Source organism: Pantoea pleuroti, from assembly GCF_014156615.1.
Lineage (GTDB): Bacteria > Pseudomonadota > Gammaproteobacteria > Enterobacterales > Enterobacteriaceae > Pantoea > Pantoea agglomerans.
The window spans coordinates 107,496-132,728 of sequence record NZ_SBFD01000002.1; the positions used below are offsets into that span (position 1 = coordinate 107,496).

The window sequence follows — 25,233 nt, forward strand, 5'->3', positions numbered from 1 at the left end:
TCCATTGTCAGCAATATCGATAAAAGGTTTAGTAGTTCCAGTTCACGCTGAAACCATAGGTGACAGGATCGGTTTTGAAGCCGTCCGGTTTCGACAGAGGAATCCCGGCAAAAAAGTCGTAGCTCAGGCTGGCGGGCGTGATCGCGCCTCGCAATCCTATGACGCCGCCCGCCAGATGTCGTCCCAGAGGTCCACCCTGGGAGGCGCTGTTGCCGCCCACCTCGCCATAGTCGGCACCCAGGTAAAGCTCCTGAGTGGGCAGCGGCGTCTGCCAGGCCAGCGTGTTCTGAACGGTCCAGCCGCGACTGGCACTGAGGGTGCGTTCACCATCAAAACCGCGCACCGTCCAGCGGTTGCCAATCGCGAACTCATCCTGCGGTGTCAGCGGGGTGTTGCTCATCTGGCGACGATATTGGATGTTGTAACTTAAATGCTGATTACCCAGCGCGAACGGCGTGGTGAGTCCCGCCTGCCAGGTCAGGATTTTAGAGAGCGCGGTGGCATAAGTAGAGTCCTGATATGACTCCTCCCAGGCGGGCAGCGCACCGAACCAGCGCGTACCACGCTGATAGCTGACACCGGCGTCCAGTGTCGCCGGACCGATGTAGTGCCGGTGCGACAGGCCGAGTCGCCATGCGCTGGTACGGCGCTGCTGGCTGCTGATTTCGGTGTCGTTGATGAAGTTGCGCGACTCTTTAACCAGCACATCGGCGCTGACGGTAGTTTTGGCGGCGGCATTGCGGTAGATCACCCGGCTGGCCTGCACATCCAGCGAGCGACTCTTTCCGGCATAGAGAAAATCGCGGCTGTAACCGGCGACTGTCTGATGATAGTCGTAGTCGCTGGCGGTAAGGCCAAACAGCCAGTAGCCGACAGGCACCGAGTAATGTCCCGACAGGCTTTTGCTGCTTTTTCTGCCAGCAAATCCCAGGTCGCGACTGGCGGTCAGGTAGAAGAGATCGCTGAGGGAGGTCGGGTTATCCAGCGCCAGCATAATCCCGCTCTGATAGCGCCCGGTACTTTCGGTGCCGGAATCATCCAGCCATGCGCCGAGTCGCCAGAAACGGCGCTGCGTGCGTTCAATCACGATGTCACTTTCACCCGGATTGAGGCCAGGACGGAGCGCCATATGCGCTTCCACCGTCGGCAGACGCTGCAGGTTTTCCAGTCCCTGTTCAATATCCCGTAAATCCAGCAGATTGCCTGCATGGGCGGGTAATGTCGGCCACAGGCTGACATAGCGGGATGATGAGGGTGACAGTTCCACACTGCGGATTTTGCCAGGCACGATCAGAAGTTGCAGCACGCCCTGGCGCAGATCCTGCTGCGGAGCCAGCACGCGCGTAGTGACCCAGCCATGATTGATCAGCCGGTTTTGCAGTGTGCTCATTAACTGGCTGATGCCTTTTACGCCGAGACAATGACCATTGGCCTGACTGGCCAGACGCTGCAGAGGCACCCAGTGCGGCAGCGCCTCCTGCCCGGACAGACTGACCTGCTGAATAACAAAACAGGGTGTTTCCTGCGGGAACGTCAGGTGGGAAGGTGCCGGAACCGTTTCTGAGAGACGCACATCAGGCACCTGTGGCATCAGCCGCTGCTGACGCGCTTTTTGTTGCTCCTGCTGATGCTGTAATTGCTCATCACCCGGTGCCGCCTGCACAGTGCAAACTGGCAGGGTGGTAATCAGCAAAGCGCAAAGCAGAGGTGCCAGCGTTGTTAAAACTCCATTTTTTTGGGGCTGCATAACCGATCCATGTGGTTAAGGTGTAACAAAATGTATATGACTGTTTTCCTGCGCACATTATGGCGCTGGAATCAAAAACCACAAGAAAAATTACAGAAAAACTTACACTAAGCTTACAAAAGTTAGTGGGGCAGGCCATTTAAAAAAGTACCAGTAATTACCCGTAACTCAGGTATTGTTGAGTCCGGCGAATCGCCGGGATTAGCTTAAGGCGCAGAGACGGATATTTTTAGCCAATGAATAACAAGGAATTAGCCATTCGTTTAGCGCGTCAGAGACCAGATCAGTAGCCGGGCTAACGACAGAGCTGAAGTAGCCGAACTCGTTACCTGAAAATTTTTATGGCTATAGCAAATATCCTTACGGTTACTCTCTTGTTATGAATGGCACGCATTTCAGGCATCACCAACATACTACCCTGCCATGCTCATAAAATTTTACTTTAGTCAAAGTTATGAATGCATTTTGCTTTAGTCGATACCACACTCTCCTGCGCCAGCGTCTGTTTCAGGGGCTTCTCCAGGACATAAAAAAGCCCCCTCAGAATCGAGGAGGCTTAACATTATTTAGCCAGCGTTATTGCTGTTGCTTAGTGCAGCTTCAGCCGGGGACGGATAACCCGGTTAATACTGCCGACCAGCATCATCAGACCGGTTTTGAAGTAGCCGTGCAGCGCAATCTGGTGCATACGATAGAGCGAGATGTAGACAAAGCGCGCGATGCGCCCTTCCACCATCATTGAGCCGCGCATCAGGTTGCCCATCAGGCTGCCGACCGTACTGAAGCGGGAGAGCGATACCAGCGAGCCATGATCTTTATAGACATAGGCTTTTAGCGGTTTACCGTGACGCTGCGCCAGAATGTTGTCCATGGCGCGTGAGGCCATCTGATGCGCTGACTGGGCGCGCGGTGGTACAAAACCGCCGCCCGGCAAGGCGCAGGAGGCGCAGTCGCCAATCGCGTAGATGTCATCGTCCAGCGTGGTTTGCAGTGTCTCTTTGACCACCAGCTGATTGATGCGGTTGGTTTCCAGTCCGCCAATCTCTTTCAGGAAGTCAGGCGCTTTAATCCCAGCCGCCCAGACCATCAGATCGGCTTCGATAAACTCACCGCCTTTGGTATTCAGGCCATTACGCTCGGCACTGGTGACCATGGTCTGCGTCAGCACGCGAACGCCCAGCTTGGTCAGCTCCTGATGTGCCGCAGCAGAAATGCGTGGTGGCAGTGCAGGCAGAATACGCTCACCCGCTTCCACCAGCGTCACATTCAGCGCTTCGCGTCCCAGGCCTTTGAAGCCGTAGCTGTGCAGCTGTTTCACCGCGTTGTGCAATTCAGCTGACAGCTCAACGCCTGTTGCCCCGCCGCCCACGATGGCGATGTTAACTTTCTCAACCCTGCCTTCGCTGGCGGAGAATTTCAGGAACAGGTTGAGCATTTCGTTATGGAAACGACGCGCCTGATGCGGATTATCCAGGAAGATGCAGTGATCTTTGACGCCCGGCGTACCGAAATCATTCGAGGTGCTGCCCAGCGCCATCACCAGCTGGTCGTAGGCCACTTCACGTTGTGGCACCAGCACTTCGCCCTGCGCATTCAGCACTTCCGCCAGGCGGATCACTTTTCGGGTGCGATCGATATCGGTGAGCGAGCCCAGCTGGAACTCAAAACCGTGATTGCGGGCATGAGCCAGATAGCTCAATGCATCAATGCCTTCGTCCATTGAACCGGTCGCCACTTCGTGCAGCAGCGGCTTCCACAAATGACTGTGGTTACGATCAACCAGGATAATCTCGGCCTTCTTTTTACGACCCAGTTTATGGCCCAGCTGCGTGGCCATTTCCAGACCGCCCGCTCCCCCTCCGACAATAACAATTTTCTTAACAGACGTAGTCAACAAAGACCCCCTCAAATTGTGAACCAAAAGTTAACCAAAGGTTAAATTAAACCTTAAGAAACATAGGGTTGGCGAAGTTAAAATCGCAATCTGCTGGGAGAATAGCATGGCGGGAAGAGGAGAACATAAGAATATTGATATACATCAAAGCGGGAAAATAAAACTCAGATAATTATGTAATAAAAACAGGTACCTTGCGGTGCCTTTGCTGCTTAACCTAATGTTTTAAAAGCTTTTATCCGCTTAAGATGTGGGGATATATTTTTGAATTTGTGCCCTTCCGTCTCATCCCAGACAATTTCATAAAACGGATGCAGCTGGTCAGCAATGTGCTGGCTGTCGAGCGCCTCATCGTGACGGGAGAGAATGGCCAGACAGCGGTCACGATTACGCTCGCGAAAATCGCTGACGCACTTTGTTGCGATATCCTGATACTCCTCCGGCCGGTCGATCTTCCCTTCCATATTTGCCTGCGGCGAGAGGTTGGGATTAAAAATCACCTGCCGGATGCCGCACAGAAATCCAATGCGCTCTGACCAGAAGCCGCCCAGTCCGACGCCGCAAATCAGCGGCCGGTCGTCGTCAGAAAGCGTCAGCATCTTATCGGTCTCTTTTAGCAGAAACTGCATGTCATGTTTGGGATGGCGGGTGCTGTAACTGATCAACCTGACATCAGGATCGATAAATTGCAGTTGCAGCACTTTTTCGTGATTGCCCGGACTGTTGGAATCAAAACCGTGCAGATAGATGATCATGATAATCCTCTAGGTAGTGATAGCGCCGGGCAGTCACTGCTTACCACGACGCCTTATGAGCCAGCCAGCGTTCCTGAAGCGCACTCAGTTGCTGAGCATTATTTTTCCAGCGATGCGTTCCCCGCAGTTCATCGCGGGTAAACCTGCCCTGATGATACAGCTGTGTAACCCGCTCTGACCCGACCGGGATCAGGTTATCCAGTACACTGATGGCACCCTGACGCTGATTGCAGACCAGAATCATGTCACAGCCCGCGGAAAGGGACTGCTGCGCCCGCTCAGGATAGCTGCCCATCACCGCTGCGCCCTCCATCGACAGATCGTCGGAGAAAATAATACCGTCAAAGCCCAGTTGCTCACGCAGCACGGTTTTAAGCCAGTATGGCGAACCACTGGCGGGCAGCGGATCAACTTCGGAGTAGATGACGTGTGCCGGCATGATGGCGTCCAGTGCCTGTTCGGTAATCAGCTTGCTGAAGATTGCCATGTCATGTTCACGCAGCGTCTTTTCATCCCGCGGATCGCGTGGAGTCTCTTTATGCGAATCCGCACTCACCGCACCGTGACCCGGAAAATGTTTGCCGGTGGTCTTCATGCCGGCCTCGTGCATCCCCGCAATAAAGCGGCGGGCGACGTCAAGGGCGATGGCCGGATCGGCATGGAAAGAACGGTCGCCAATCGCGGCGCTGATATGACCAATATCGAGTACCGGCGCAAAGCTGATATCGATATCCATGGCGATCATCTCGGCCGCCATTTGCCATCCCGCCTGTTGTGCCAGTTCACCGGCGGTATCCAGGTCATTCAGCGCAGCAAAAGATTGCATGGCAGGCAGTTGGGTGAAGCCGTCACGGAAACGCTGCACGCGACCACCCTCCTGATCCACCGCCACCACCAGCCGCGTGTGAGAGGCGGCGCGGATCTGCCGCACCAGCTCTGCCAGCTGTGCGGGATCATGATAATTTCGGGCAAATAAAATTAAACCGCCCACCAGCGGATGCTGCAGGATGTCGCGCTCTTCGCCATCCAGTTCATAACCCTCGACGTCAAGCATCAGGGGGCCGGGTAAATCTGATCTCATATCATGAATCCTGTAGCGAAACGCACCTGCGTAACGCGATTAAATCTGTTCCCAGCTCTGTCGAGCCAGCTGTTGTAATGTGTCGTCGTCACGCTGACCAGCACGGAGCTGATACCAGCTGGCCATCAGCAACTGCAGCCAGGGCTGCCAGCGTCTGACCTGATGCACCAGCGCGGTAAGCGGCAGCTGCATCGCCGCGGCATACTCAGCCAGCCACTCGGCCTGGTGCTGCGGATCGCTGGCACAGAGAGCCGCCAGCTCCAGCGCCACGTCGCCATCGGCGGCATACTCCCAGTCGATCAGACGCAGACCTTCGGGACCTTGTATGACATTTCCGGCATGCAGATCCATGTGCAGCGGAGCCAGCCTCAGCGGCTGGGGTTCACCCTGCTGCGTCAGACGCCTGAGCGCCCGCAACCAGCGGTGATGCCGCTGTGGAGTAAGCTGCCAGTAGCGCCATAACAGCGGCAACAACTGCAGACGATAGCCGGTCAGCGGCTGCTGATGCAGCTGCTGTAGCAGAGCCACGATCTGTGGACGCTGCTGGCTGAAGCGGTGTTCATCCAGCGCATCGCCTGCGCACCAGGTCAGGATAATCCCCTGACGATGGCCCGCCACGGGCTGCGGCGCCACTCCGCTGGCTTGCAATTTGCGTAACAGACGGAATTCGCGCTGCCGATCCACAAACGGAATAGCCGGTTGTGGTGCCGCCCGCGCGATAAAGGTTCCGCGCGGGCTGACAATCTTCTGGCTGTGTCCGGTCAGACCGGCAAGCGAGGTAAAGGATATCTTTTCTGGTTCGCCGGTGACCTGCTGAATCATCCGCTGGAAAGCGGGATTAATTCTGTGCAATGCCGTTGCCGGACCAGATGATCTCGCCTGTCTGGACCAGCATTAGTTGCATTTGCAGCGTCGGCGCTTTGACATCGCCACGCGCGTTGCTGTAAAGCACATACTGAGCGTTAACGTTACGCGCCAGGCCAATCGCTTTACTGCGCGAGTTCAGGCTGTCATCCGGCGATAATCCCAGCGTCTGCTTGGCCTGCGCCAGTTGGTCAGCAGAAACCAGGGTGAATTTGCCGTTGTTATTCAGCGCATTCTGGATAGCTGCCGTCGCTTTCTCGCTTTGCAGCGCACCGTTGGTGCTGTTTTTAACGCGATCCACCAGCAACACGCTGCCCGGCTCGGCGCTGGCAGCCTGTAACATCTGCGCCACCAGCGGCTGAACGCTGGCATCCCAGTTGATAGTGACCAGTTTCGGTGGCTGCGGCACAGGCTGCGGTTGCGGCACCGGTTCAGGTTGTGGAACGGGCTGCACCGGCTCCACAGGCTGAGTCGGTTCAACCGGTGCAGGCTGCTGCTGTTTCACCACACAGCCGGTCAGAATGAGCGCCATCAGGAGCGCTCCGGTACGATTAACACTGCGTATCACGTAGAAAATCCTTAAAGATAGAGATAAAGACGAACCTTGCTGGCCGTCAGGTTACCCAGTTGCGAAGTGGCGATAATGCTGCCCTGCGCCGGAACGGTAACGGTCTGCGCCGGTTCCTGCGGGGTGATTTCCAGCCCTTTGTCGTCATACCAGTAGTAACGATAGTGCACAACAACCGGTGTTTCGCGCTGATTATAGAGCACGCTGGTGGCACGCTTCAGTCCATCGTTCTCATCCAGCGTCGGTTCATCGGTAATGATCCCTGCCGACAGCACAGAGGACTCCATCACCAGCGACTGTGACGTATTAATCATCGGTTTATCACTGCTGCAGGCCGTCAGGCAGAGCAGGATCGGCAGGCCAGTCAGCCAGGATCGCATAGCACGCTTCCGTTATCAGGTCAGTTAGAGAGCATCGGTCCCAGCGGTTCACCGCCCAGCAGATGCATATGAATGTGATAAACCTCCTGACCACCATGTTGATTGCAGTTCACAATCAGACGATAACCATTTTGATCGATACCTTCCTGACGGGCGATTTTCGCCGCGGTAGTAAACATACGTCCCAGCGCGTGCTCATGCGCCGCTTCCGCCTCGTTGACCGTTGGGATCAGCACATTCGGCACGATTAAAATATGGGTCGGCGCTTTGGGCGAAATGTCGCGGAAGGCAGTGACCAGCTCATCCTGATAAACCACATCAGCGGGGATTTCGCGGCGGATAATTTTACTAAAAATGGTTTCTTCTGCCATGGTGCAATTCCTTTAGCCTGAGTCTTAATCAATCAGTATGCGGGAGAAATTTGTTTTCTTTCAACCTCAGGACCACTTTTCTTGCATTGTTCGCCTGCCTTTGCAGCAGCACCCTCTCTCCGTGAACCGCACCCTGTTCAGAATGCTGGCAATGCCCCTGCTACACCAGAAAATGAAACGCTGTTTTATAAATTAGAATTTCGCCACCCTTTTCTTTGTATGACTGCCACTTCAGCGCCAGCACTTGCCAAATTGCGAAGGTTTAGCCGCCCCGTCAGTTCTACTTTGCTAACCAGTCCGGGTGAGATGACCGGCGTCACCAGGGATAAACCGCCATAAACATCAAGGAGCATTCAGACATGCGCTCACGTAAAATTGGTCTTGGCCACTATCTGGCCTACGGTTCCGGAGATTTTCTTGGAGCAGGCACCACGGCGCTGACCGCCGCCTGGTTGCTCTATTTTTACACCACCTTTTGTGGGTTAACCCCGATTCAGGCCACGCTGATCTTTGCCGCTGCCCGCGTGCTGGATGCGATAGTCAGTCCGCTGATGGGCTTTCTGACCGATAACTTCGGTTCGACCTGGCTGGGCAAACGCTTTGGCCGCCGCAAATTCTTTATCCTGCTCGGCATACCCTGTGTATTCAGTTATAGCCTGATGTGGGTCAGCGACATGAGTTTCTGGTGGTATCTCTGCACGTATCTGCTGTTTGATATCGTCTACACCATGATCCTGGTGCCCTATGAAACGCTGGTGCCGGAAATGACCGACGATTTCAAACAGAAAACCCGCTTCTCCGGTGCCCGCATCGGCCTGGCACAGCTGTCGGCCATTCTGGCCGCCTTTTTACCCGGTATTTTACTGGGTATGCTGGGCAAAGATAATCCTCTCTCCTTCTTCTACGCCAGCCTGGTGTTCTCGGTAATCTGTGCACTGGTACTGACGCTGGTGTGGTGCTTTACCTGGGAGCGTCACCCCGATGACTTTTCCGCCGAGTCACGCCGTGCAGAGCAGGAAAAGCAGCAGCTGACGCTGATGCAGAATCTCAAACGGCTCTATGTCGAACTGGCTTCAACCTTACGCATCCGCATCTTCCGCCAGCACCTTGGCATGTACCTCGGCGGCTATATCGCCCAGGATGTGTTTAACGCCGTCTTTACCTGGTATGTGGTATTTGTGCTGATGCAGAGCGCTCAGGTCGCCTCCAGCCTGATGGGCACCATGGCGGTGCTGCAGTTTATTGCCGTGATGGCGATGATTCCGCTCTGCATCCGTATGGGACCCGCGCCCGCCTACCGCCTGGTGGCTGTGCTGTTTGGCCTTGCGGCGCTCTCCTACGCTGGATTGTGGTATGCCGGAATGAACGACAACATGTCACTGCTGTTGGTGATCTCCGCCCTGGCAGGCCTGGGACGTGGCGGTATTAACTATGTGCCGTGGAACACCTATACCTATATTGCCGATGTGGATGAGGTGATCACCGGACAGCGCCGTGAAGGGATTTTTGCCGGCATCATGACCCTGACGCGTAAAGCGTCGCAGGCTGGCGCAGTCATGCTGGTCGGTATCGTGCTGCAGCTCTCCGGCTTTGTCTCTGGCCAGGCAACCCAGGTACCCGGCGTCAGCCACACTATCCTGGCGATTCTCAGCATCGGTACCGTGGCCGTTCTGGCCTGCGGCTTTATCGTGTCACTGCGCTTTAAACTTAATCTCCAGACCCACACTGTGCTGCGTCAGGAGACGCTGAAGATGCGCGACGCGGGCCGCATCGTGCCGGAAAGCATCACGCCGGAAGCACGCGCAATTGTAGAAACGCTGGCTGGCATGCCTTACGAAAACCTCTGGGGCAACAACAACATTGGCTTCCTTAATCGTAATAAGCCAGCGCCGGAAAAATTGTCCGCACATCCCACTTTAAACCCTTCTTTAAACCCGACCTTAAAACGACAGGAATAAACCATGACTGTATTTCCCGTTAAACACAGCAAATTATTGTGCCAGCCCGAGCATCTGTTGCCACGCAGCGAACTGGTACAGCTGATTCAAAAGCTGACACAGAATCTGGTTAACATCACCGATGAGACAGGCGAATTTTTATTACGGCTGGACGATGGCCGGGTGATTGATACCAAAGGCTGGGCGGGTTGGGAATGGACACACGGCATCGGTCTGTATGGCATGCTGCACTACTATCAGCAGACCGGTGACCAGCAGACGCTGGCGATCATTGATGAGTGGTTTACGCAGCGTCTGGCGGAAGGCACGCCGACCAAAAATGTGAATACCGTTTGTCCTTTTCTGACGCTGGCCTACCGTTACGAAGAGACCGGGAACCCGGCCTGGGTGCCGGTGCTGGAGCGCTGGGCAGAATGGGTCATGTATGAGATGCCGCGTACCGAACAGGGCGGCCTGCAGCACATTGTCTATAACAATGAAAACCCACAGCAGCTCTGGGACGATACGCTGATGATGAGCGTGATGGCGCTGGCTAAAATTGGCCAGTTGCTGAAGCGCGATGAGTGGATTGAAGAAGCGAGTTATCAGTTCCTGCTGCACACCCAGTATCTGATGGATCGCAAAACCGGCTTATGGTTCCACGGCTGGAACTTTGACGGCCGCCATAACTTTGCTGATGCACGCTGGGCGCGTGGTAACAGCTGGGTGACGATTGTCATTCCCGACTTCCTGGAGATGATGAACTGGCCTGAGCATCACGCTACCCGCCGTTTCCTGCAGCAGGTGCTGGAGACCCAGGTTAAAGCGCTCAGGGAGTGTCAGCACAGCAGCGGATTGTGGCACACCCTGCTTGATGATCCGCACAGCTACCCGGAAGCCTCTGCCACCGCCGGGTTTGCCTATGGCATTCTGAAAGGGGTTCGTAAGCGTTATCTGCCCGTGGAGTATCGTGAGGTGGCAGAAAAAGCATTGCGCGGCGTGATTGCCAATATTGATGATGATGGCGAGTTAAAACAGGTCTCCTTTGGAACCGCAATGGGCAAGGATCTGGATTACTACCGCACGGTTCCCCTGACCTCTATGCCCTACGGCCAGGCGATGGCCCTGCTCTGCCTGACAGAGTATCTGCGCGTTTACCTCTGAATCCCGGCCAAAAAAAAGCCCCGCTAAGCGGGGCTTTTTCATCGCTATATATCATTACATGCTGCGGATGTAATCATCCATATCGGTTTTCAGGTTATCGGATTTAGTCCCGAAAATCGCCTGCACACCGGAACCGGCAACCACCACGCCACGGGCGCCGAGGTTTTTCAGTTCAGTCTGATCCACTTTCGCCACATCGGCGACGCTGACACGTAAACGGGTGATACAGGCATCCAGGTTGGTGATGTTCTCTTTACCACCAAACGCTGCCACCAGTTTTCCCGCCATCTCGGTACCGGTCGCGGTAGATTGCTCGCTGCTGCTGCTCTCTTCACGGCCTGGCGTTTTCAGATCCAGCTTCGCGATCAGTACACGGAATATGGTGTAGTAAACCAGACCATAGATGATACCAACAATCGGGAACAGCCAGATTTTACTGCTGTTACCGCTCAGTACGATAAAGTCGATCAGACCGTGTGAGAAGCTGGTGCCATCACGCATCCCAAGCAGGATACAGATTGGGAATGCCAGACCCGCCAGCAGCGCATGGATCACATACAGGATCGGTGCCACGAACATGAATGAGAATTCAATCGGTTCGGTGATACCGGTCAGGAATGCGGTCAGCGCGGCGGAGATCATGATACCGCCCACTTTGGCGCGATTTTCAGGCTTCGCTGAATGCCAGATAGCAATCGCTGCCGCTGGCAGACCGTACATTTTGAACAGGAAACCGCCAGAGAGTTTACCTGCGGTCGGGTCACCCGCCATATAGCGCGGGATATCACCGTGGAACACCTGACCTGCCGCATTGGTGTATTCACCGATCTGCATCTGGAAAGGAACATTCCAGATGTGATGCAGACCAAATGGCACCAACGCGCGTTCAATTACGCCATAAATACCAAAGGCGACAACCGGGTTTTGATACGCTGCCCACTGTGAGAACTCCTGAATCGCGGAACCTATCGGTGGCCAGATAAAGGAGAGCAGCACGCCGAGAATGATAGCTGCCAGACCGGAAATAATCGGCACAAAACGCTTACCGGCAAAGAAGCCCAGATATTCTGGCAGCTTGATGCGGTAGAAGCGATTAAACATGTATGCGGCGATGGAACCGGCGATAATACCGCCCAGTACCCCGGTATCGGCGAGGTGTTTAGCCTCAATCTCTGCCGCAGGCAGATGCAGCACCAGCGGGGCAACTACCGCCATGGTTTTCACCATGATGCCATAGGCAACAACCGCTGCCAGCGCCGAAACGCCGTCATTATTGGTAAAGCCCAGCGCCACACCAATAGCGAAAATCAGCGGCATGTTGGCGAACACCGATCCACCCGCTTCTGCCATCACATGCGAAACCACTGCAGGTAACCAGCTGAAATTGGCTGAACCGACTCCTAACAAAATACCGGCAATCGGCAGAACCGATACCGGCAGCATCAGCGATTTACCGACCTTTTGAAGGTTGGCAAAAGCATTTTTGAACATAGCGTGAAGCTCCTGAGTATGAGTGCATATTTGCGCAGTGCGCGTGGCAAAGAGGGAGGATTCTTTGCCGGGCTGGCGGTGACCGCCTTTTGATTTATTACGAAGGGTAAAATAATTCCCGATTTGTTACTTTGACGGGTATCACGTTTCGACAATCACAAGGGCGCACTTTACGAAATTTCTTACTGATCCGCACCAGTAATCGGCGATAAAAAGCTGACCCTGTCTGAAAAAACAGGGTCATATACGCAGGTTACAGATTAATTACAGAGGCTGAAATAATAGCTGATCAGGCGCCCAGCTGGCTCATCGGGATATGAAACAGCGTGGAGAAGTTTTGGGTGGTGGTGGCTGCCAGCGTTTCTAAATCCACCCCTTTTAAGACAGCCAGATATTCGGCAACATCGCGCGTATAAGCGGGCTGATTCTCTTTACCACGGAAAGGCACCGGGGCCAGATAAGGCGAATCCGTTTCCACCAGCATCCGATCCAGCGGCACATAGCGTGCGGCTTCACGTAACTGCTCAGCATTGCGGAACGTAACAATGCCGGAAAAAGAGATGTAGAAGCCCATATCCAGCAGTTTTGCTGCGGTGGGCTGATCCTCAGTGAAGCAGTGCAGCACGCCGCCGCAACGTTCAACCTGCTCTTCACGCAGAATCGCCAGCGTATCTTCGCGGGCATCACGGGTGTGAACAATGATCGGTTTGTTCAGCGCAATACCGGTACGGATATGTTCACGGAACGAGCGCTGCTGCTGATCTTTCGTTTCTGGCTGATAGTGATAATCCAGCCCGGTTTCACCCAGAGCTACTACCTGAGGATCGGCAGAGAGCCGACGAAACTCCTCAACATCATAAGCCTCTTCCTGATTCAGCGGATGCACACCGCAGGAGAGTGCTATATTTTTCCGTTCGCCGACCAGACTTTTAAGGGTATGAAAACCCGGCAGCGTGGTGGCGATTGCCAGCATAAATTTCACATCACGCGCCGCCGCTTTGGCGATCACATCATCCAGGTCACGATGGTTCTTTTCATAGTCCAGGCCATCAAGATGGCAATGGGAATCCACAATAAACATAATTACTCTCAGATAGGTTTAGCACACCTGCGCGGGCTTCTGTTTGTCCGCCCAGCTCAGAAGCTGATCGGTCAGCAATAATTCGCGATTTACCGATGCCACATGCAGTAGCTGCTCGCGACAGCGCATCCAGTCCTGGATGCTGCTGTTGAGCGCGCTGGCAGAAAAGTATCCGGCCAGCAACTGCACCACATCCTGACGATCGATATTACTCAGCCACTGACCTGCATGTTGCTGCCACTTCATTGCATCCAGCAGCAAAGAGAGCAGCCATCCGATACGTGCTGCAGCGTCGTCGGCGTTCAGCGCAGGCAGCAGTTGCAGGATGTCCTGCTGCAACGCAGCGGACAGCGCATCGCAGAGCTTCTGCCGGGCCAGCCAGGGCCCGTTTTCCAGCAGGCTCAGTGCCGCACCCGGTGCACCTGCGCTCAGGCGCAGAGCCGCCAGCAGCATCTGTTCGTCGTGCGCAGCGTGCTTCTTCAGCCAGAGCAGACTTTGTCCCTCGTCCGGCGGCGTCAGATGCAGCGCCATGCAGCGGCTGCGCAGCGTGGCCAGCAGGCGCGAGGGATCGCGGCTGCTGAGGAAGAACCAGCTGTTGGGTGGCGGCTCTTCCAGCGTTTTCAGCAAGGCGTTGGCCGCCGCTTCCGAAAGCTGCGCGGCATCCGGCAGCCAGACCACTTTCGCGCCGCCCTGCTGACCAAAGTGGTACATTTTTTCCGTAACCTGCCGCACCGCATCGATGCCCAGGGTACTTTTGCCCTTCTCCGCTTCAAGCCGATACCAGTCAGGATGGGTATTGGCCTGCATCAGCTGGCAACCGTGACACTGCCCGCAACTTTTCAGGCCATCCCGCTGCTGGCACATCAGCCAGCGGCTCATCCCCCAGACCAGCGCCTCATCGCCCATACCAGCCATCGCCTGGATCAACAACGCATGGTGAGCGCGATTCTCCTGATGCTGGCCAATCACCTGGCGATAAGGCTGATTCAGCCACGGATACCAGTTCATCACGCCTGCTCCGCCAGCCAGCCATCCAGCGCCGCCTGAAGTGACGCTGTCACATCACCCAGTGATTGTGTGGCATCAATTGTGATGATGGTGGGATCCTCCGCTGCCAGCGCCAGATAGCGCGCGCGGGTGCGTTCAAAGAAGCGTAATGATTCCTGCTCAATGCGATCCAGCTCACCGCGCGCACGGGCGCGTTGCAGACCGATGTCGGGTGTCACATCAAGATAGAGCGTCAGATCGGGGCGGAAATCACCTAACACGGTATCACGCAGTGTCTGCATCAGATCGGCGTCAAGTCCACGTCCGCCCCCCTGATAAGCCTGAGAAGAGAGATCATGACGGTCGCCGATCACCCAGGCACCGCGAGCCAGCGCTGGTTTAATGACCGTTTCCACCAGCTGAACCCGCGCCGCATAGAGCATCAGCAGTTCCGCTTTATCTGTAACCTGCTCGCCCTCAATACCCTGCTTAACCAGCATCCGCAGCTGTTCTGCCAGCGGTGTTCCGCCAGGCTCACGGGTAAAGACCAGATCGTGAATGCCACGTGCACGCAGCGTGGCGACGATGGCGTCACGCGCGGTGGTTTTACCGGCGCCTTCCAGGCCTTCAATGACGATAAACTTACTGTTCATTTTTTTCCTTTAGCGTCTGCCGGTAAACCTGCACCGCCTTGTTATGGCTGGCAAGATTAGTCGTAAAGGTATGGCCGCCCTTGCCGTCCGCAACAAAGTAGAGATAGTTGGTTTTCTCGGGATGGGCCGCTGCCTGCAGGGAGGCTTTACCCGGCATGGCGATCGGACCAGGCGGCAGACCGTTAATGATATAGGTATTGTAAGCGCTGGCCGTTTCAAGATCTTTGCGGGTCAGCGTCCCGTTATAGCTGTCGCCCATGCCATAGATGACGGTGGGATCGGTCTGTAACCGCATACCGGTGCGCAGGCGGTTGATAAACACCGAGGCAACGCGCGCGCGCTCTTCGCTGACGCCGGTCTCTTTCTCAATGATTGAGGCCATGGTCACCAGCTCCTGTGGGGTTTTATAGGGCAGATTATCCGCCCGTCCCTGCCACACCTCATCAATGGTTTTTTTCATCCGCTCATGAGCGCGCTGCAGCAGCGCCATATCGGTGGTATTAGCCGTGTAGAGCCAGGTATCCGGGAAGAAGTTGCCCTCCAGCTGCTCAGGCTCAACTTTTAGTGCGCTGGCAAGGGTGGCGAACTGATCATCTTTCAGGGTATGCCGGATATAAGGCGCTTTGCGCAGCTCACTCAGCCACTCTTTCAGCCGCTGGCCTTCCACGAACCGCACCGGGAACTGCGCCTCTTTACCGCTGGCCAGCAGTTGTAGCAGTGAGCGCACCGTCATGGTCGGCTCAAGGCGATAGGTACCCGCCTTGAAGGTCGCCAGTTCAGGTTCCAGACGCAGCAGCGCGCCAAACCAGATACTGTGCGGAATAATCTTCTGCTCTTCCAGCTGCGCTTCAAGTGCGACCCGGCCCGTGCCGGCAGGCAGCGTGTAGATCGTTTCCTGCTGCAGAGTTAACGGGGTGGCCGCAAACCGCTTAACCTGCCAGTAACTCAGCACAGCCGCGAGACCCACGATCGCCAGCAGGCTGACGACGATTTTTTTGCTTCGAATCATGATGCATCCATTATCTTTTCACAGCTTGCGCGCAACTGATTAAACAGCGAGCGCTCAGTAAACTCTACCGCTTCTATCTGTCGGACCGGCAGGACCGGCATCAGCGCGTTACATATCACCACTTCATCGGCGGCCAGCAACTGCGCCGGTTCGCTTTTTATTACCTGGCAAGCCTGGCCTGCGGCAGCAAGTTGCGCCATCAGACTCCGCCGCATAATGCCATCCACGCCCGACGCTGACAGATCAGGCGTGAAAATTTGCGAGCCCTGACGCCAGAATAAATTGGCCGCACAGCATTCCACCACCCAACCTTCAGTGTCAAGCACCAGCGCCTCGTCGGCGTCTGTCTGGTCAAGATGAGCTCTGATCATCACCTGCTCCAGACGATTAAGGTGCTTGATTCCGGCAAACTGTGGATTACGTGCCAGACGGATCGGGCTGAGTCGGAGTGACGCGCCACGCTGCTGTAAATCGGCGTAGTGCTGCGGCCAGGGCGCCAGCGAGACGATCCGCGTGGGTTCACCACAGCCGCGCCGGCTGTAGCCCCGCCCGCCGCTGCCGGCACTGATAATCACTTTCAGCACCGCCTGGGTTTGTTGCTGCGCGGCCTGTCGCATTTCAGTCTCAAGCTGAAGCCAGTCGACGCCATCAATCCATAATCGCTCACAGCCCTCTTTGAGTCGCTGAATGTGGCTCTCCAGCAGCACGATTTTACCCTGACGCACGGCGGCGGTAGTAAAACAGCCATCGCCAAACTGCAGGCCACGGTCGCTGGCGGCCAGCACCGATTGTTTTAACCCGTTAATCCACATGGTTCTCTCCTGAGCGTGACTCGTGATTTCAGCGCATTCTGCAGGATAAAAAAAGGCCCGCATCGCGGGCCTTTTTAGCAATCAACAACGATTACACTTTACGGAAGATCAACGAACCGTTGGTTCCGCCGAAACCGAAGGAGTTACACAGGGTGTACTCCAGACCGGGAACCTGACGCGCGGTGTGAGGCACGAAGTCGAGATCGCAGCCCTCATCCGGATTGTCGAGGTTAATGGTCGGTGGAACGGCCTGGTCGCGCAGCGCCAGAATCGAATAGATCGATTCAACCGCGCCTGCCGCACCTAGTAAGTGCCCGGTCATTGATTTGGTCGAGCTCACCATCACGCTGCTGGCTGCTGCCCCAAAGACCGATTTCACCGCCCGCGCTTCCGCTTTATCACCCGCTGGCGTGGAGGTGCCGTGCGCGTTGACATAGCCGATCTGCTCTGGCGTAAGCTGAGCATCGCGCAATGCGTTGATCATTGCCGCCGCGGCGCCTGATCCATCTTCTGGTGGTGAAGTCATGTGGTAGGCATCGCTGCTCATACCAAAACCTACGATTTCCGCGTAGATTTTCGCACCACGTTTCTTCGCATGTTCATACTCTTCGAGTACCACAATGCCAGCGCCGTCACCCAGCACAAAACCGTCACGATCTTTATCCCACGGGCGGCTGGCCGCTTGCGGGTTTTCATTACGGGTTGAGAGAGCACGTGCTGCGCCAAAGCCACCGACGCCTAATGGCGTACTGGCTTTCTCTGTGCCACCCGCCAGCATCACATCAGCATCGTTATAGGCGATGATACGTGCGGCATGACCGATGTTATGCACACCAGAGGTACAGGCTGTCGCGATAGAGATGCTTGGACCTTTCAGGCCATACATGATGCTGAGATGACCCGCCACCATGTTAACGATGGTTGAAGGCACAAAAAATGGGCTGATTTTGCGCGGGCCGCCGTTGACCAGTGAAGTATGATTCTCTTCAATCAGACCTAAACCACCGATGCCGGAGCCAATTGCTGCGCCCATACGGCTTGCATTTTCGTCGGTAACAACCAGACCACTGTCCTGCATGGCCTGCATACCGGCCACAATGCCGTACTGGATGAAGGCATCCATCTTGCGCTGATCTTTGCGCGAGATGTAGTCATCACAATTAAAATCTCTTACCAGACCTGCAAAACGTGTTGCATAAGCACTGGTATCAAAATGGTCGATCAGGGTAATGCCGCTCTGACCGGCAAGGAGAGCACTCCAGGTAGACTCTACGGTATTGCCGACAGGAGACAACATGCCAAGACCAGTCACAACTACACGACGCTTAGACACGTTCGTCCTCCAGGGAGGGGAAATAGGGAACTATGTGGGACAAACAAAAAAATCAGGCGGTCGAGCGACCGCCTGAAGATATTCATTAGCCTTTATGGCTATTGATATAGTCGATCGCTGCCTGAACGGTAGTGATTTTCTCAGCTTCTTCGTCTGGAATCTCAGTATCAAACTCTTCTTCCAGAGCCATCACCAGCTCAACGGTATCAAGAGAATCGGCACCCAGGTCTTCTACGAAAGATGCAGAGTTGGTGACTTCTTCCTCTTTCACACCCAGCTGCTCACTGATGATTTTCTTAACGCGTTGTTCGATATCGCTCATACTATTTAATTTCCTATCAAAACTCGCTTTCGCGATGGTTTTCGTAGTGTATAAAATGGTGAAAAAGATGCAACAAAATCCCGGCTGGTCGAACCACGATTTTGCGTTATTTTGCGGTTCTAACCGCAAATAAAGCAAATCATTTCGTGATTTATCAGACCATGTACATTCCGCCATTGACGTGCAGCGTTTCACCTGTGATGTAGGCTGCTTCGTCAGAGGCTAAAAATGCCACAGCATTGGCGATTTCCTGAGCATCGCCTAAGCGACCCGCAGGAACTTCCGCCAAAATACCGGAACGTTGATCTTCGTTCAGTGCCCGCGTCATGTCAGTCTCAATAAAGCCTGGAGCCACGACGTTGACGGTAATGCCACGTGACGCGATTTCGCGCGCCAGTGATTTGCTAAAGCCAATCAAACCCGCTTTTGCTGCCGCATAGTTTGCCTGGCCCGCATTACCCATGGTTCCAACAACGGAACCAATGGTGATGATACGGCCCACGCGCTTTTTCATCATGGCACGCAGGACCGCCTTGGAAAGGCGGAATACCGATGTGAGGTTGGTATCCAGGATATCCTCCCACTCATCGTCCTTCATGCGCATGAGAAGATTATCACGCGTAATGCCTGCATTATTGACTAAAATATCCACTTCGCCAAATTCAGCACGAATATTCTCTAAAACAGTGCTGATTGAGTCAGCGTCAGTCACATTCAGTAACAGGCCTTTGCCCTTGTCGCCAAGGTAAGCACTGATGGCGTCGGCGCCACTCTGGCTGGTTGCAGTTCCTACCACTTTAGCACCGCGTGCCGCCAGTGTTTCTGCAATCGCACGACCAATGCCGCGACTCGCGCCGGTAACCAGCGCAACTTTACCTTCAAAGCTCATGATTTTCCTCTTATTCCTTACCGAGTGCAGCCGTCAGGGATGCAGTATCGTTAACGGCAGCCGCTGTCAGGCTATCGACAATACGTTTCGTCAGTCCGGTCAGGACTTTACCTGGCCCCATCTCCAGGAGCTGCGTCACGCCCTGTGCTGCCATCGCTTCCACGCTCTCGGTCCAGCGAACCGGGCTGTAGAGCTGACGGACCAGCGCATGGCGGATGGCTGCAGCGTCGGTTTCAGCTTTCACATCGACGTTGTTGATCACCGGTACCGCAGGCGTGTTAAAGGTGATGCTCTCCAGCGCCACCGCCAGTTTATCGGCCGCAGGCTTCATCAGTGCGCAGTGAGAAGGAACGCTGACCGGCAGTGGTAAGGCACGCTTAGCGCCCGCTGCTTTACAGGCGGCACCCGCACGTTCAACAGCTTCTTTGTTACCCGCAATGACCACCTGGCCCGGCGAGTTAAAGTTAACCGGTGAGACAACCTGACCCTGCGCGCTCTCTTCACAGGCTTTGCGGATAGCCGCGTCATCCAGGCCAATAATCGCCTGCATCGCGCCAGTGCCTTCAGGCACCGCTTCCTGCATCAGTTTGCCGCGCAGTTCAACCAGCTTCACTGCATCCGCAAAGTTAAGCACACCCGCGCAAACCAGCGCTGAATATTCACCCAGGCTGTGACCGGCCATCAGGGCTGGCTGTTCACCGCCCTGCTGCTGCCAGACACGGTAGATTGCCACGGAGGCAGCTAACAGTGCAGGCTGAGTCTGCCAGGTTTTGTTCAGCTCTTCAGCCGGACCCTGACTCACTAATTGCCACAGATCATATCCCAGCGCGTCAGAGGCTTCACGGAAGATCTCTTCTACCAGCGGATACGTTGCCGCTAATTCAGTCAGCATGCCCACGGTCTGTGAACCCTGACCGGGGAAAACAAATGCAAATTGCGTCATTTTTCGTTCCTGTCAATCAAAAGCGAACCAGCGCAGAACCCCAGGTGAATCCACCACCAAAGGCTTCCAGCAGAATAAGGTGTCCGGGTTTGATGCGGCCATCACGGACCGCTTCATCCAGTGCGCTTGGCACCGATGCGGCAGAGGTATTGCCATGACGATCCAGAGTGACGACCACTTTATCCATGGTCATACCGAGTTTTTTCGCGGTGGCGCTGATAATGCGCAGGTTTGCCTGATGCGGCACCAGCCAGTCCAGCATTTCACGATCGAGATTATTGGCCTGCAGCGTTTCATCAACGATGTGAGCCAGCTCGGTGACGGCAACCTTGAAGACTTCGTTGCCTGACATGGTGACATAAGCGGGCTGATCCTGATGCGCACGATCCTGATAAGGCAGCGTCAGCAGCTGTGCATAGCGACCATCAGCATGAAGATGGGTAGAGATGATACCCTGCTCTTCGCTCTGACCCAGCACGACCGCGCCTGCACCATCACCAAACAGGATGATAGTGCCGCGATCTTCCGGATCAAGTGCGCGAGCCAGGACATCAGCACCAATCACCAGAGCATGTTTCACTGCACCATTTTTGATGTATTGATCGGCCACGCTCAGTGCATAGGTGAAACCTGCACAGGCGGCAGCGAGGTCAAACGCCGCACAGTCTTTGATCTCCAGCATTTGCTGGATCATGCAGGCAGAGCTGGGGAAGGCATGGCTGGAAGAGGTTGTGGCGACAATAATCAGCCCAACATCGTTCGCTTCAATGCCTGCCATTTCAAGGGCGCGTTGCGCCGCACTGAATCCCATAGTGGCGACGGTTTCCTCAGGCGCAGCAATACGGCGCTCGCGGATGCCGGTACGGGTAACAATCCACTCGTCCGACGTCTCCACCATTTTTTCCAGATCGGCATTGGTGCGGATCTGGCTTGGCAGATAACTGCCCGTACCGATAATTTTGGTATACATCTAGGCTTTGTCACTCCTGGCTAATACAGCATCAAGGCGCGCAGCAATTCGCTCGGGAATTTGCTGCCTCACCGCCTGCTCTGCCTGTTCTATCGCCACAGCGAAGGCGTGTTGATTTGCCGCACCGTGACTCTTGATCACTGTTCCGCGCAATCCTAACAGACAAGCGCCATTGTACTGGTCAGGGTGGAGATGCCCGAAGCGCTTCGTCAGACGTTTCTGAATCCAGCGCCCCAGCAACTGAAGCCACCATGACCGTTTTTTACCTTCCCCTGATGACTTCAGCAGAGAAAGAAACATTCTTACCACGCCTTCCATAGTCTTCAGCGTGACGTTTCCGACAAAACCGTCACAGACCATCACATCCGTTTTACCGGTGAGCAGTTCGTTACCTTCAAGGTAACCAATATAGTTGATTTGCGGTGATTCTCGCAGCACTGCCGCGGCGTCGCGGATCGTTTCCAGCCCTTTGGTCTCTTCATGACCAATATTGAGCAACGCGACACGGGGCCGTGCAATACCAAGCACATGCTCAGCCATTACCGACCCCATTACAGCAAACTGCACCAGCATCGCACTGTCTGAGCCCACATTTGCGCCCAGATCCAGCACCACGGTTTTACCCTGTTGCTGGTGCGGTAAAACGGACATCAGCGCCGGGCGTTTAATTCCATCCAGCGGTCTTAATAAGAGTGTCGACAGCCCCATCAGCGCACCGGTATTCCCGGCGCTGATGCAGGCCTGCGCACGTCCCTCTTTAACCATCTCCAGTGCCACACGCATTGAGCTGCCGCGACTGTTGCGGATGGCCTGAGCGGGCCGCGCATCACTTGCAATAACCGATTCGGCAGGGATGACCTGCAAACGCCCCATCAGGGAGGAATCCGCTTTGGCAAGCAATGGCATGAGAGTGTCGGGGTGTCCGACCAGAAGAAGGAATAGTTCCGAATGAGAGGCCAGTGCCTGCAATGCTGCAGGCACTGTCACGCAGGGACCGAAGTCCCCGCCCATGGCATCAATCGCCAGGGTCAAACGTGTCAAGGTATCGCCTTGCTAAGCAAGAAACTTACTTAACGATAACCTTGCGACCGCGGTAGTAACCGTCCGCAGTGATGTGGTGACGCAGATGAGTTTCGCCAGAAACTTTATCTACTGACAGAGCAGCAGTGGTCAGCGCATCGTGTGAACGACGCATACCACGCTTAGAACGGGTGGGTTTATTCTGTTGTACGGCCATGGACCTTACTCCTATTACTTACGCTTTAAACTGGCTAATACGGCAAATGGATTTGGTTTCTCCACCTCTGCAGGCAGTTTACCAAAGACCATGTCCGCCTCGGACACTTCACAGTGTTCAGAATCGTGCACCGGAACGACCGGCAGCGCGAGAATAATTTCATCCTCGACAACCGCCAGCAGATCGATCTCACCAAACTCGTTGACATCGACCGGCTCGTACGCTTCCGGCAATGCCTCGGCCTGCTCTTCAGAAGAGACAGGGCTGAAGCAGTAACTCACTTTTACGTGATGAGGAAAGGTCTGGTTGCAGCGCTGGCAACGCAACGTCACTTGTACTTCAGCAGTACCCGTCAGTACTGCCAGACGTTGGTTATCAACCGCAAACGACATGGCACAATCCACATCACTGTCCACACTAACGACCGACTCGGCCACACGCTCCACCTGTACAGATGTGTAGACACCCTGATAATCAAGGCGCTTCTGAGCAGTGCGGACAGGGTCCAGCGTTAGGGGTAATTTTACCTTTTGCATAGGGCGCGCATATTAACTTTGTAATGTCATAGAGTCAAAGAAAAAGGCCGTTAAACAGCATCTTTCAACCACTATTCGCATCCAGTGCGGCGCACAGTTTAAAATGACTGTCACCAATTCGCTATCACTATTGAAAAAAAATGACGCCATCGATTCTTTTAGCTTCAACCTCGCCCTTTCGGCAGGCATTACTGCATAAACTGGGCCTGCCTTTTATTACCGCCGCGCCTGAGGTTGATGAGTCACCCCAGCCCGATGAGACCGCTGAAGCACTGGTGACCCGTCTTGCCGTGGCTAAAGCGCAGGCACTGGCAAAAACGTATCCCAGCCACTGGATAATCGGCTCCGACCAGGTTTGCGTGCTGGATGGCGCAATCGCCGGTAAGCCTCATACCGCTGAGAATGCGCAGGCGCAACTGCGTGCCGCCAGCGGAAAAGCCATTACCTTTTACACCGGTCTGGCGCTATTTCATCCGGTCAGTGGCACGCTGCTGCACTGCTGTGAGCCCTTTGTGGTTCATTTCCGCACGTTAACTGACGCTGAAATCAACGGCTATGTGGAAAAGGAGCAGCCGCTTCAGTGTGCGGGCAGTTTTAAAAGTGAAGGTCTGGGGATTTGTCTGTTTGATCGGCTGGAGGGACGCGATCCCAATACGCTGGTCGGGCTGCCGTTGATCGCGCTCAATGAGATGTTGCAGCAGGCCGGCATCAATCCTTTAACGAACTGATGCCGGAGAGATTACGCTTTCAGCTGACGCAGCTTAAGCAGGCATTGCTTCAGGCCATCATCCAGTGGCGCTTCGACCCGCATCACTTCGCCAGTGCCGGGATGCGTAAAGGTCAGCGCCGCAGCATGCAGGAACAGGCGTTTTAAACCGGTTGCCGCCAGCTGACTGTCAAACTCACGTTCTCCGTAGCGATCGTCGAAGGCAATGGGATGCCCGGCATGCAGCGTATGGACGCGAATCTGATGGGTACGACCGGTGACCGGGCTCGCTTTCACCAGCGTGGCAAACTCGAACCGCTCTTCTACTTTAAAGCGGGTTTCTGAAGCTTTGCCTTCGCTGCTGACGCGCACCACGCGCTCACCGCTCTGCAGGATGTTTTTCAGCAGCGGCGCCTGAACCACCTTCAGGTGTGACGGCCAATTGCCACGCACCAGGGCCAGATAATCTTTCTGCATCCCCTTTTCACGCAGTTGCTCATGAAGGGAACGCAGCGCCGAACGCTTTTTAGCGACCAGCAGAATGCCGGAGGTGTCACGATCCAGCCGATGCACCAGCTCCAGAAAGCGTGCTTCCGGCCGCAGGGCACGTAACCCTTCAATCACCCCGAAGCTGAGTCCGCTACCGCCATGCACTGCTGTGCCGGAAGGCTTGTTCATCACCAGCAGCGACTCATCCTCAAACAGGATGGCATTGGCCAGTGAAGCCACTTTCGCCAGTTTGGGGGAAACGGCATCTTCATCGCGTTCCGCTACACGAACCGGCGGAATGCGCACCTCATCGCCCTCCTCCAGCTTATATTCTGGCTTGACGCGCTTTTTATTCACCCGCACCTCGCCTTTGCGAACGATGCGATAAATCATGCTTTTGGGCACACCCTTGAGCTGGGTGCGCAAAAAGTTGTCAATGCGTTGTCCGGCATTTTCAGCCGTGATGGCGACAAAATGTACGCCGGGATTCTCTGTTTTCATGGCGGCGATTCTAAATAGTGTCCCCTGATAGCGCCACCCCTTTTTCTGTGCTTAACTCTGGAGTTGATGTGACGGCAGGTCGCCTCTCTGCTGGCTTTTTCAGCAAAGCGCTGTTTTGTCCGACACATTAGCAATTTAAATGTAAAGAAACTTCACAAGCTGGCTAAAGTCGCCTTGCTATATGAAGGTTAGCAATGGAATAATGCTTGAGTTTCTTGCCTGTTGCATTTCAGGGCAGAAAAAGAGCGAAATTGTCATTTTGCCGGATTGAGCAGACACGCAGCAATGGCGTAAGACGTAATGTGAAATCAGGCACTTAGCGGGCTGCGGGTTGCGGCCTGGACAACAGTATGGGATGCACGGGTTTTCTTTATTCTCTCAGGCATTTCCACTATCTGGTGCTGTTTTCCCTTATGAAAAACAGGCCACCGACGTTATTTGCGCCCCTCGCGCGGTCGACAGCCGTGAGGTTGACGACATTGCACTAAGTCACGGGGCCATCGGTTGATACTC

Annotated in this window: 26 protein-coding genes; 3 read left to right on the top strand and 23 right to left on the bottom strand. The window is 54.9% G+C overall.

Translation table 11 applies throughout. From position 1 onward, the window contains the following. Positions 1–28 precede the first annotated feature (28 nt). From EPG66_RS04455 to hinT, 8 genes are all read right to left on the bottom strand, one after another. On the bottom strand, positions 29–1,747 hold the full coding sequence (locus EPG66_RS04455) for a ShlB/FhaC/HecB family hemolysin secretion/activation protein (RefSeq protein WP_182686089.1): 1,719 nt from the start codon (positions 1,745–1,747) through the stop codon (positions 29–31). A gap of 589 nt (positions 1,748–2,336) precedes the next feature. Continuing rightward, positions 2,337–3,641 carry an NAD(P)/FAD-dependent oxidoreductase gene (locus tag EPG66_RS04460; RefSeq protein WP_074399296.1) on the bottom strand — a complete coding sequence of 435 codons (1,305 nt, stop codon included), beginning with the start codon at positions 3,639–3,641 and terminating at the stop codon, positions 2,337–2,339. A gap of 212 nt (positions 3,642–3,853) precedes the next feature. Further along, positions 3,854–4,396 carry an alpha/beta hydrolase YcfP gene (gene ycfP / locus EPG66_RS04465; RefSeq protein WP_010246299.1) on the bottom strand — a complete coding sequence of 181 codons (543 nt, stop codon included), beginning with the start codon at positions 4,394–4,396 and terminating at the stop codon, positions 3,854–3,856. A 40-nt stretch (positions 4,397–4,436) separates the two neighbouring features. Continuing rightward, positions 4,437–5,477: a beta-N-acetylhexosaminidase gene (nagZ, locus tag EPG66_RS04470; protein ID WP_182686091.1), complete on the bottom strand. Its 1,041-nt coding sequence runs from the start codon at positions 5,475–5,477 to the stop codon at positions 4,437–4,439. A 39-nt stretch (positions 5,478–5,516) separates the two neighbouring features. Further along, positions 5,517–6,299: a thiamine kinase gene (thiK, locus tag EPG66_RS04475; RefSeq protein WP_182686422.1), complete on the bottom strand. Its 783-nt coding sequence runs from the start codon at positions 6,297–6,299 to the stop codon at positions 5,517–5,519. A gap of 16 nt (positions 6,300–6,315) precedes the next feature. Then, on the bottom strand, positions 6,316–6,909 hold the full coding sequence (gene lpoB, locus EPG66_RS04480) for a penicillin-binding protein activator LpoB (RefSeq protein WP_022625861.1): 594 nt from the start codon (positions 6,907–6,909) through the stop codon (positions 6,316–6,318). 11 nt (positions 6,910–6,920) lie between these two features. Beyond that, positions 6,921–7,289, bottom strand: a complete 369-nt coding sequence (locus EPG66_RS04485) for a YcfL family putative periplasmic lipoprotein (RefSeq protein ID WP_010669861.1) — start codon at positions 7,287–7,289, stop codon at positions 6,921–6,923. 20 nt (positions 7,290–7,309) lie between these two features. Next, on the bottom strand, positions 7,310–7,660 hold the full coding sequence (gene hinT / locus EPG66_RS04490) for a purine nucleoside phosphoramidase (protein WP_009090851.1): 351 nt from the start codon (positions 7,658–7,660) through the stop codon (positions 7,310–7,312). 359 nt (positions 7,661–8,019) lie between these two features. On the opposite strand from hinT, the gene EPG66_RS04495 reads away from it, so the two are divergent. Further along, complete coding sequence (locus EPG66_RS04495) at positions 8,020–9,618, top strand: MFS transporter (protein WP_109653273.1); 1,599 nt, start codon at positions 8,020–8,022, stop codon at positions 9,616–9,618. Positions 9,619–9,621: 3 nt separating this feature from the next. Beyond that, a complete protein-coding gene (gene bglB / locus EPG66_RS04500; protein ID WP_086905587.1) occupies positions 9,622–10,761 on the top strand; it encodes a beta-galactosidase BglB in 1,140 nt (379 codons plus the stop codon). 54 nt (positions 10,762–10,815) lie between these two features. On the opposite strand, the gene ptsG is transcribed toward bglB, so the two are convergent. The 14 genes from ptsG to yceD form a co-directional block, all read right to left on the bottom strand. Continuing rightward, the gene (ptsG, locus tag EPG66_RS04505) at positions 10,816–12,252 is read right to left on the bottom strand and encodes a PTS glucose transporter subunit IIBC (protein ID WP_010669858.1); all 1,437 of its coding nucleotides are present in this window, start codon (positions 12,250–12,252) and stop codon (positions 10,816–10,818) included. Between the two features lie 289 nt (positions 12,253–12,541). After that, entirely contained in the window at positions 12,542–13,333 is a 792-nt protein-coding gene (locus EPG66_RS04510; protein WP_033757273.1) for a metal-dependent hydrolase, read from the bottom strand. Between the two features lie 18 nt (positions 13,334–13,351). Beyond that, positions 13,352–14,341 carry a DNA polymerase III subunit delta' gene (gene holB / locus EPG66_RS04515; RefSeq protein ID WP_182686424.1) on the bottom strand — a complete coding sequence of 330 codons (990 nt, stop codon included), beginning with the start codon at positions 14,339–14,341 and terminating at the stop codon, positions 13,352–13,354. Beyond that, positions 14,341–14,973: a dTMP kinase gene (gene tmk, locus EPG66_RS04520; protein ID WP_033766939.1), complete on the bottom strand. Its 633-nt coding sequence runs from the start codon at positions 14,971–14,973 to the stop codon at positions 14,341–14,343. Before tmk ends, holB begins: the two co-directional genes overlap by 1 nt. Next, positions 14,963–15,982, bottom strand: a complete 1,020-nt coding sequence (gene yceG / locus EPG66_RS04525) for a cell division protein YceG (RefSeq protein ID WP_031592470.1) — start codon at positions 15,980–15,982, stop codon at positions 14,963–14,965. The genes tmk and yceG overlap by 11 nt, the downstream gene beginning before the upstream one ends. Further along, positions 15,979–16,794, bottom strand: coding sequence for an aminodeoxychorismate lyase (gene pabC, locus EPG66_RS04530; protein WP_182686093.1), 816 nt, complete (start codon positions 16,792–16,794; stop codon positions 15,979–15,981). The genes yceG and pabC overlap by 4 nt, the downstream gene beginning before the upstream one ends. A 91-nt stretch (positions 16,795–16,885) precedes the next feature. Further along, complete coding sequence (gene fabF, locus EPG66_RS04535; RefSeq protein ID WP_022625869.1) at positions 16,886–18,127, bottom strand: beta-ketoacyl-ACP synthase II; 1,242 nt, start codon at positions 18,125–18,127, stop codon at positions 16,886–16,888. Positions 18,128–18,212: 85 nt separating this feature from the next. Further along, positions 18,213–18,449: an acyl carrier protein gene (acpP, locus tag EPG66_RS04540; protein WP_003849865.1), complete on the bottom strand. Its 237-nt coding sequence runs from the start codon at positions 18,447–18,449 to the stop codon at positions 18,213–18,215. 154 nt (positions 18,450–18,603) lie between these two features. Beyond that, a complete protein-coding gene (fabG, locus tag EPG66_RS04545; protein ID WP_010246337.1) occupies positions 18,604–19,338 on the bottom strand; it encodes a 3-oxoacyl-ACP reductase FabG in 735 nt (244 codons plus the stop codon). A 10-nt stretch (positions 19,339–19,348) separates the two neighbouring features. Beyond that, on the bottom strand, positions 19,349–20,281 hold the full coding sequence (gene fabD, locus EPG66_RS04550; protein ID WP_182686095.1) for an ACP S-malonyltransferase: 933 nt from the start codon (positions 20,279–20,281) through the stop codon (positions 19,349–19,351). A 16-nt stretch (positions 20,282–20,297) separates the two neighbouring features. After that, positions 20,298–21,251, bottom strand: coding sequence for a beta-ketoacyl-ACP synthase III (locus tag EPG66_RS04555; protein ID WP_182686097.1), 954 nt, complete (start codon positions 21,249–21,251; stop codon positions 20,298–20,300). Beyond that, positions 21,252–22,292, bottom strand: a complete 1,041-nt coding sequence (gene plsX, locus EPG66_RS04560) for a phosphate acyltransferase PlsX (RefSeq protein WP_039392475.1) — start codon at positions 22,290–22,292, stop codon at positions 21,252–21,254. 25 nt (positions 22,293–22,317) lie between these two features. Beyond that, positions 22,318–22,488: a 50S ribosomal protein L32 gene (rpmF, locus tag EPG66_RS04565; protein WP_003849870.1), complete on the bottom strand. Its 171-nt coding sequence runs from the start codon at positions 22,486–22,488 to the stop codon at positions 22,318–22,320. 14 nt (positions 22,489–22,502) lie between these two features. Then, positions 22,503–23,024, bottom strand: coding sequence for a 23S rRNA accumulation protein YceD (gene yceD, locus EPG66_RS04570; RefSeq protein WP_010246346.1), 522 nt, complete (start codon positions 23,022–23,024; stop codon positions 22,503–22,505). A 140-nt stretch (positions 23,025–23,164) separates the two neighbouring features. On the opposite strand from yceD, the gene EPG66_RS04575 reads away from it, so the two are divergent. After that, positions 23,165–23,752, top strand: coding sequence for a Maf family protein (locus tag EPG66_RS04575; RefSeq protein ID WP_163657309.1), 588 nt, complete (start codon positions 23,165–23,167; stop codon positions 23,750–23,752). A gap of 11 nt (positions 23,753–23,763) precedes the next feature. On the opposite strand, the gene rluC is transcribed toward EPG66_RS04575, so the two are convergent. Continuing rightward, a complete protein-coding gene (gene rluC / locus EPG66_RS04580) occupies positions 23,764–24,720 on the bottom strand; it encodes a 23S rRNA pseudouridine(955/2504/2580) synthase RluC (protein ID WP_031592464.1) in 957 nt (318 codons plus the stop codon). Between the last annotated feature and the right edge of the window lie 513 nt (positions 24,721–25,233).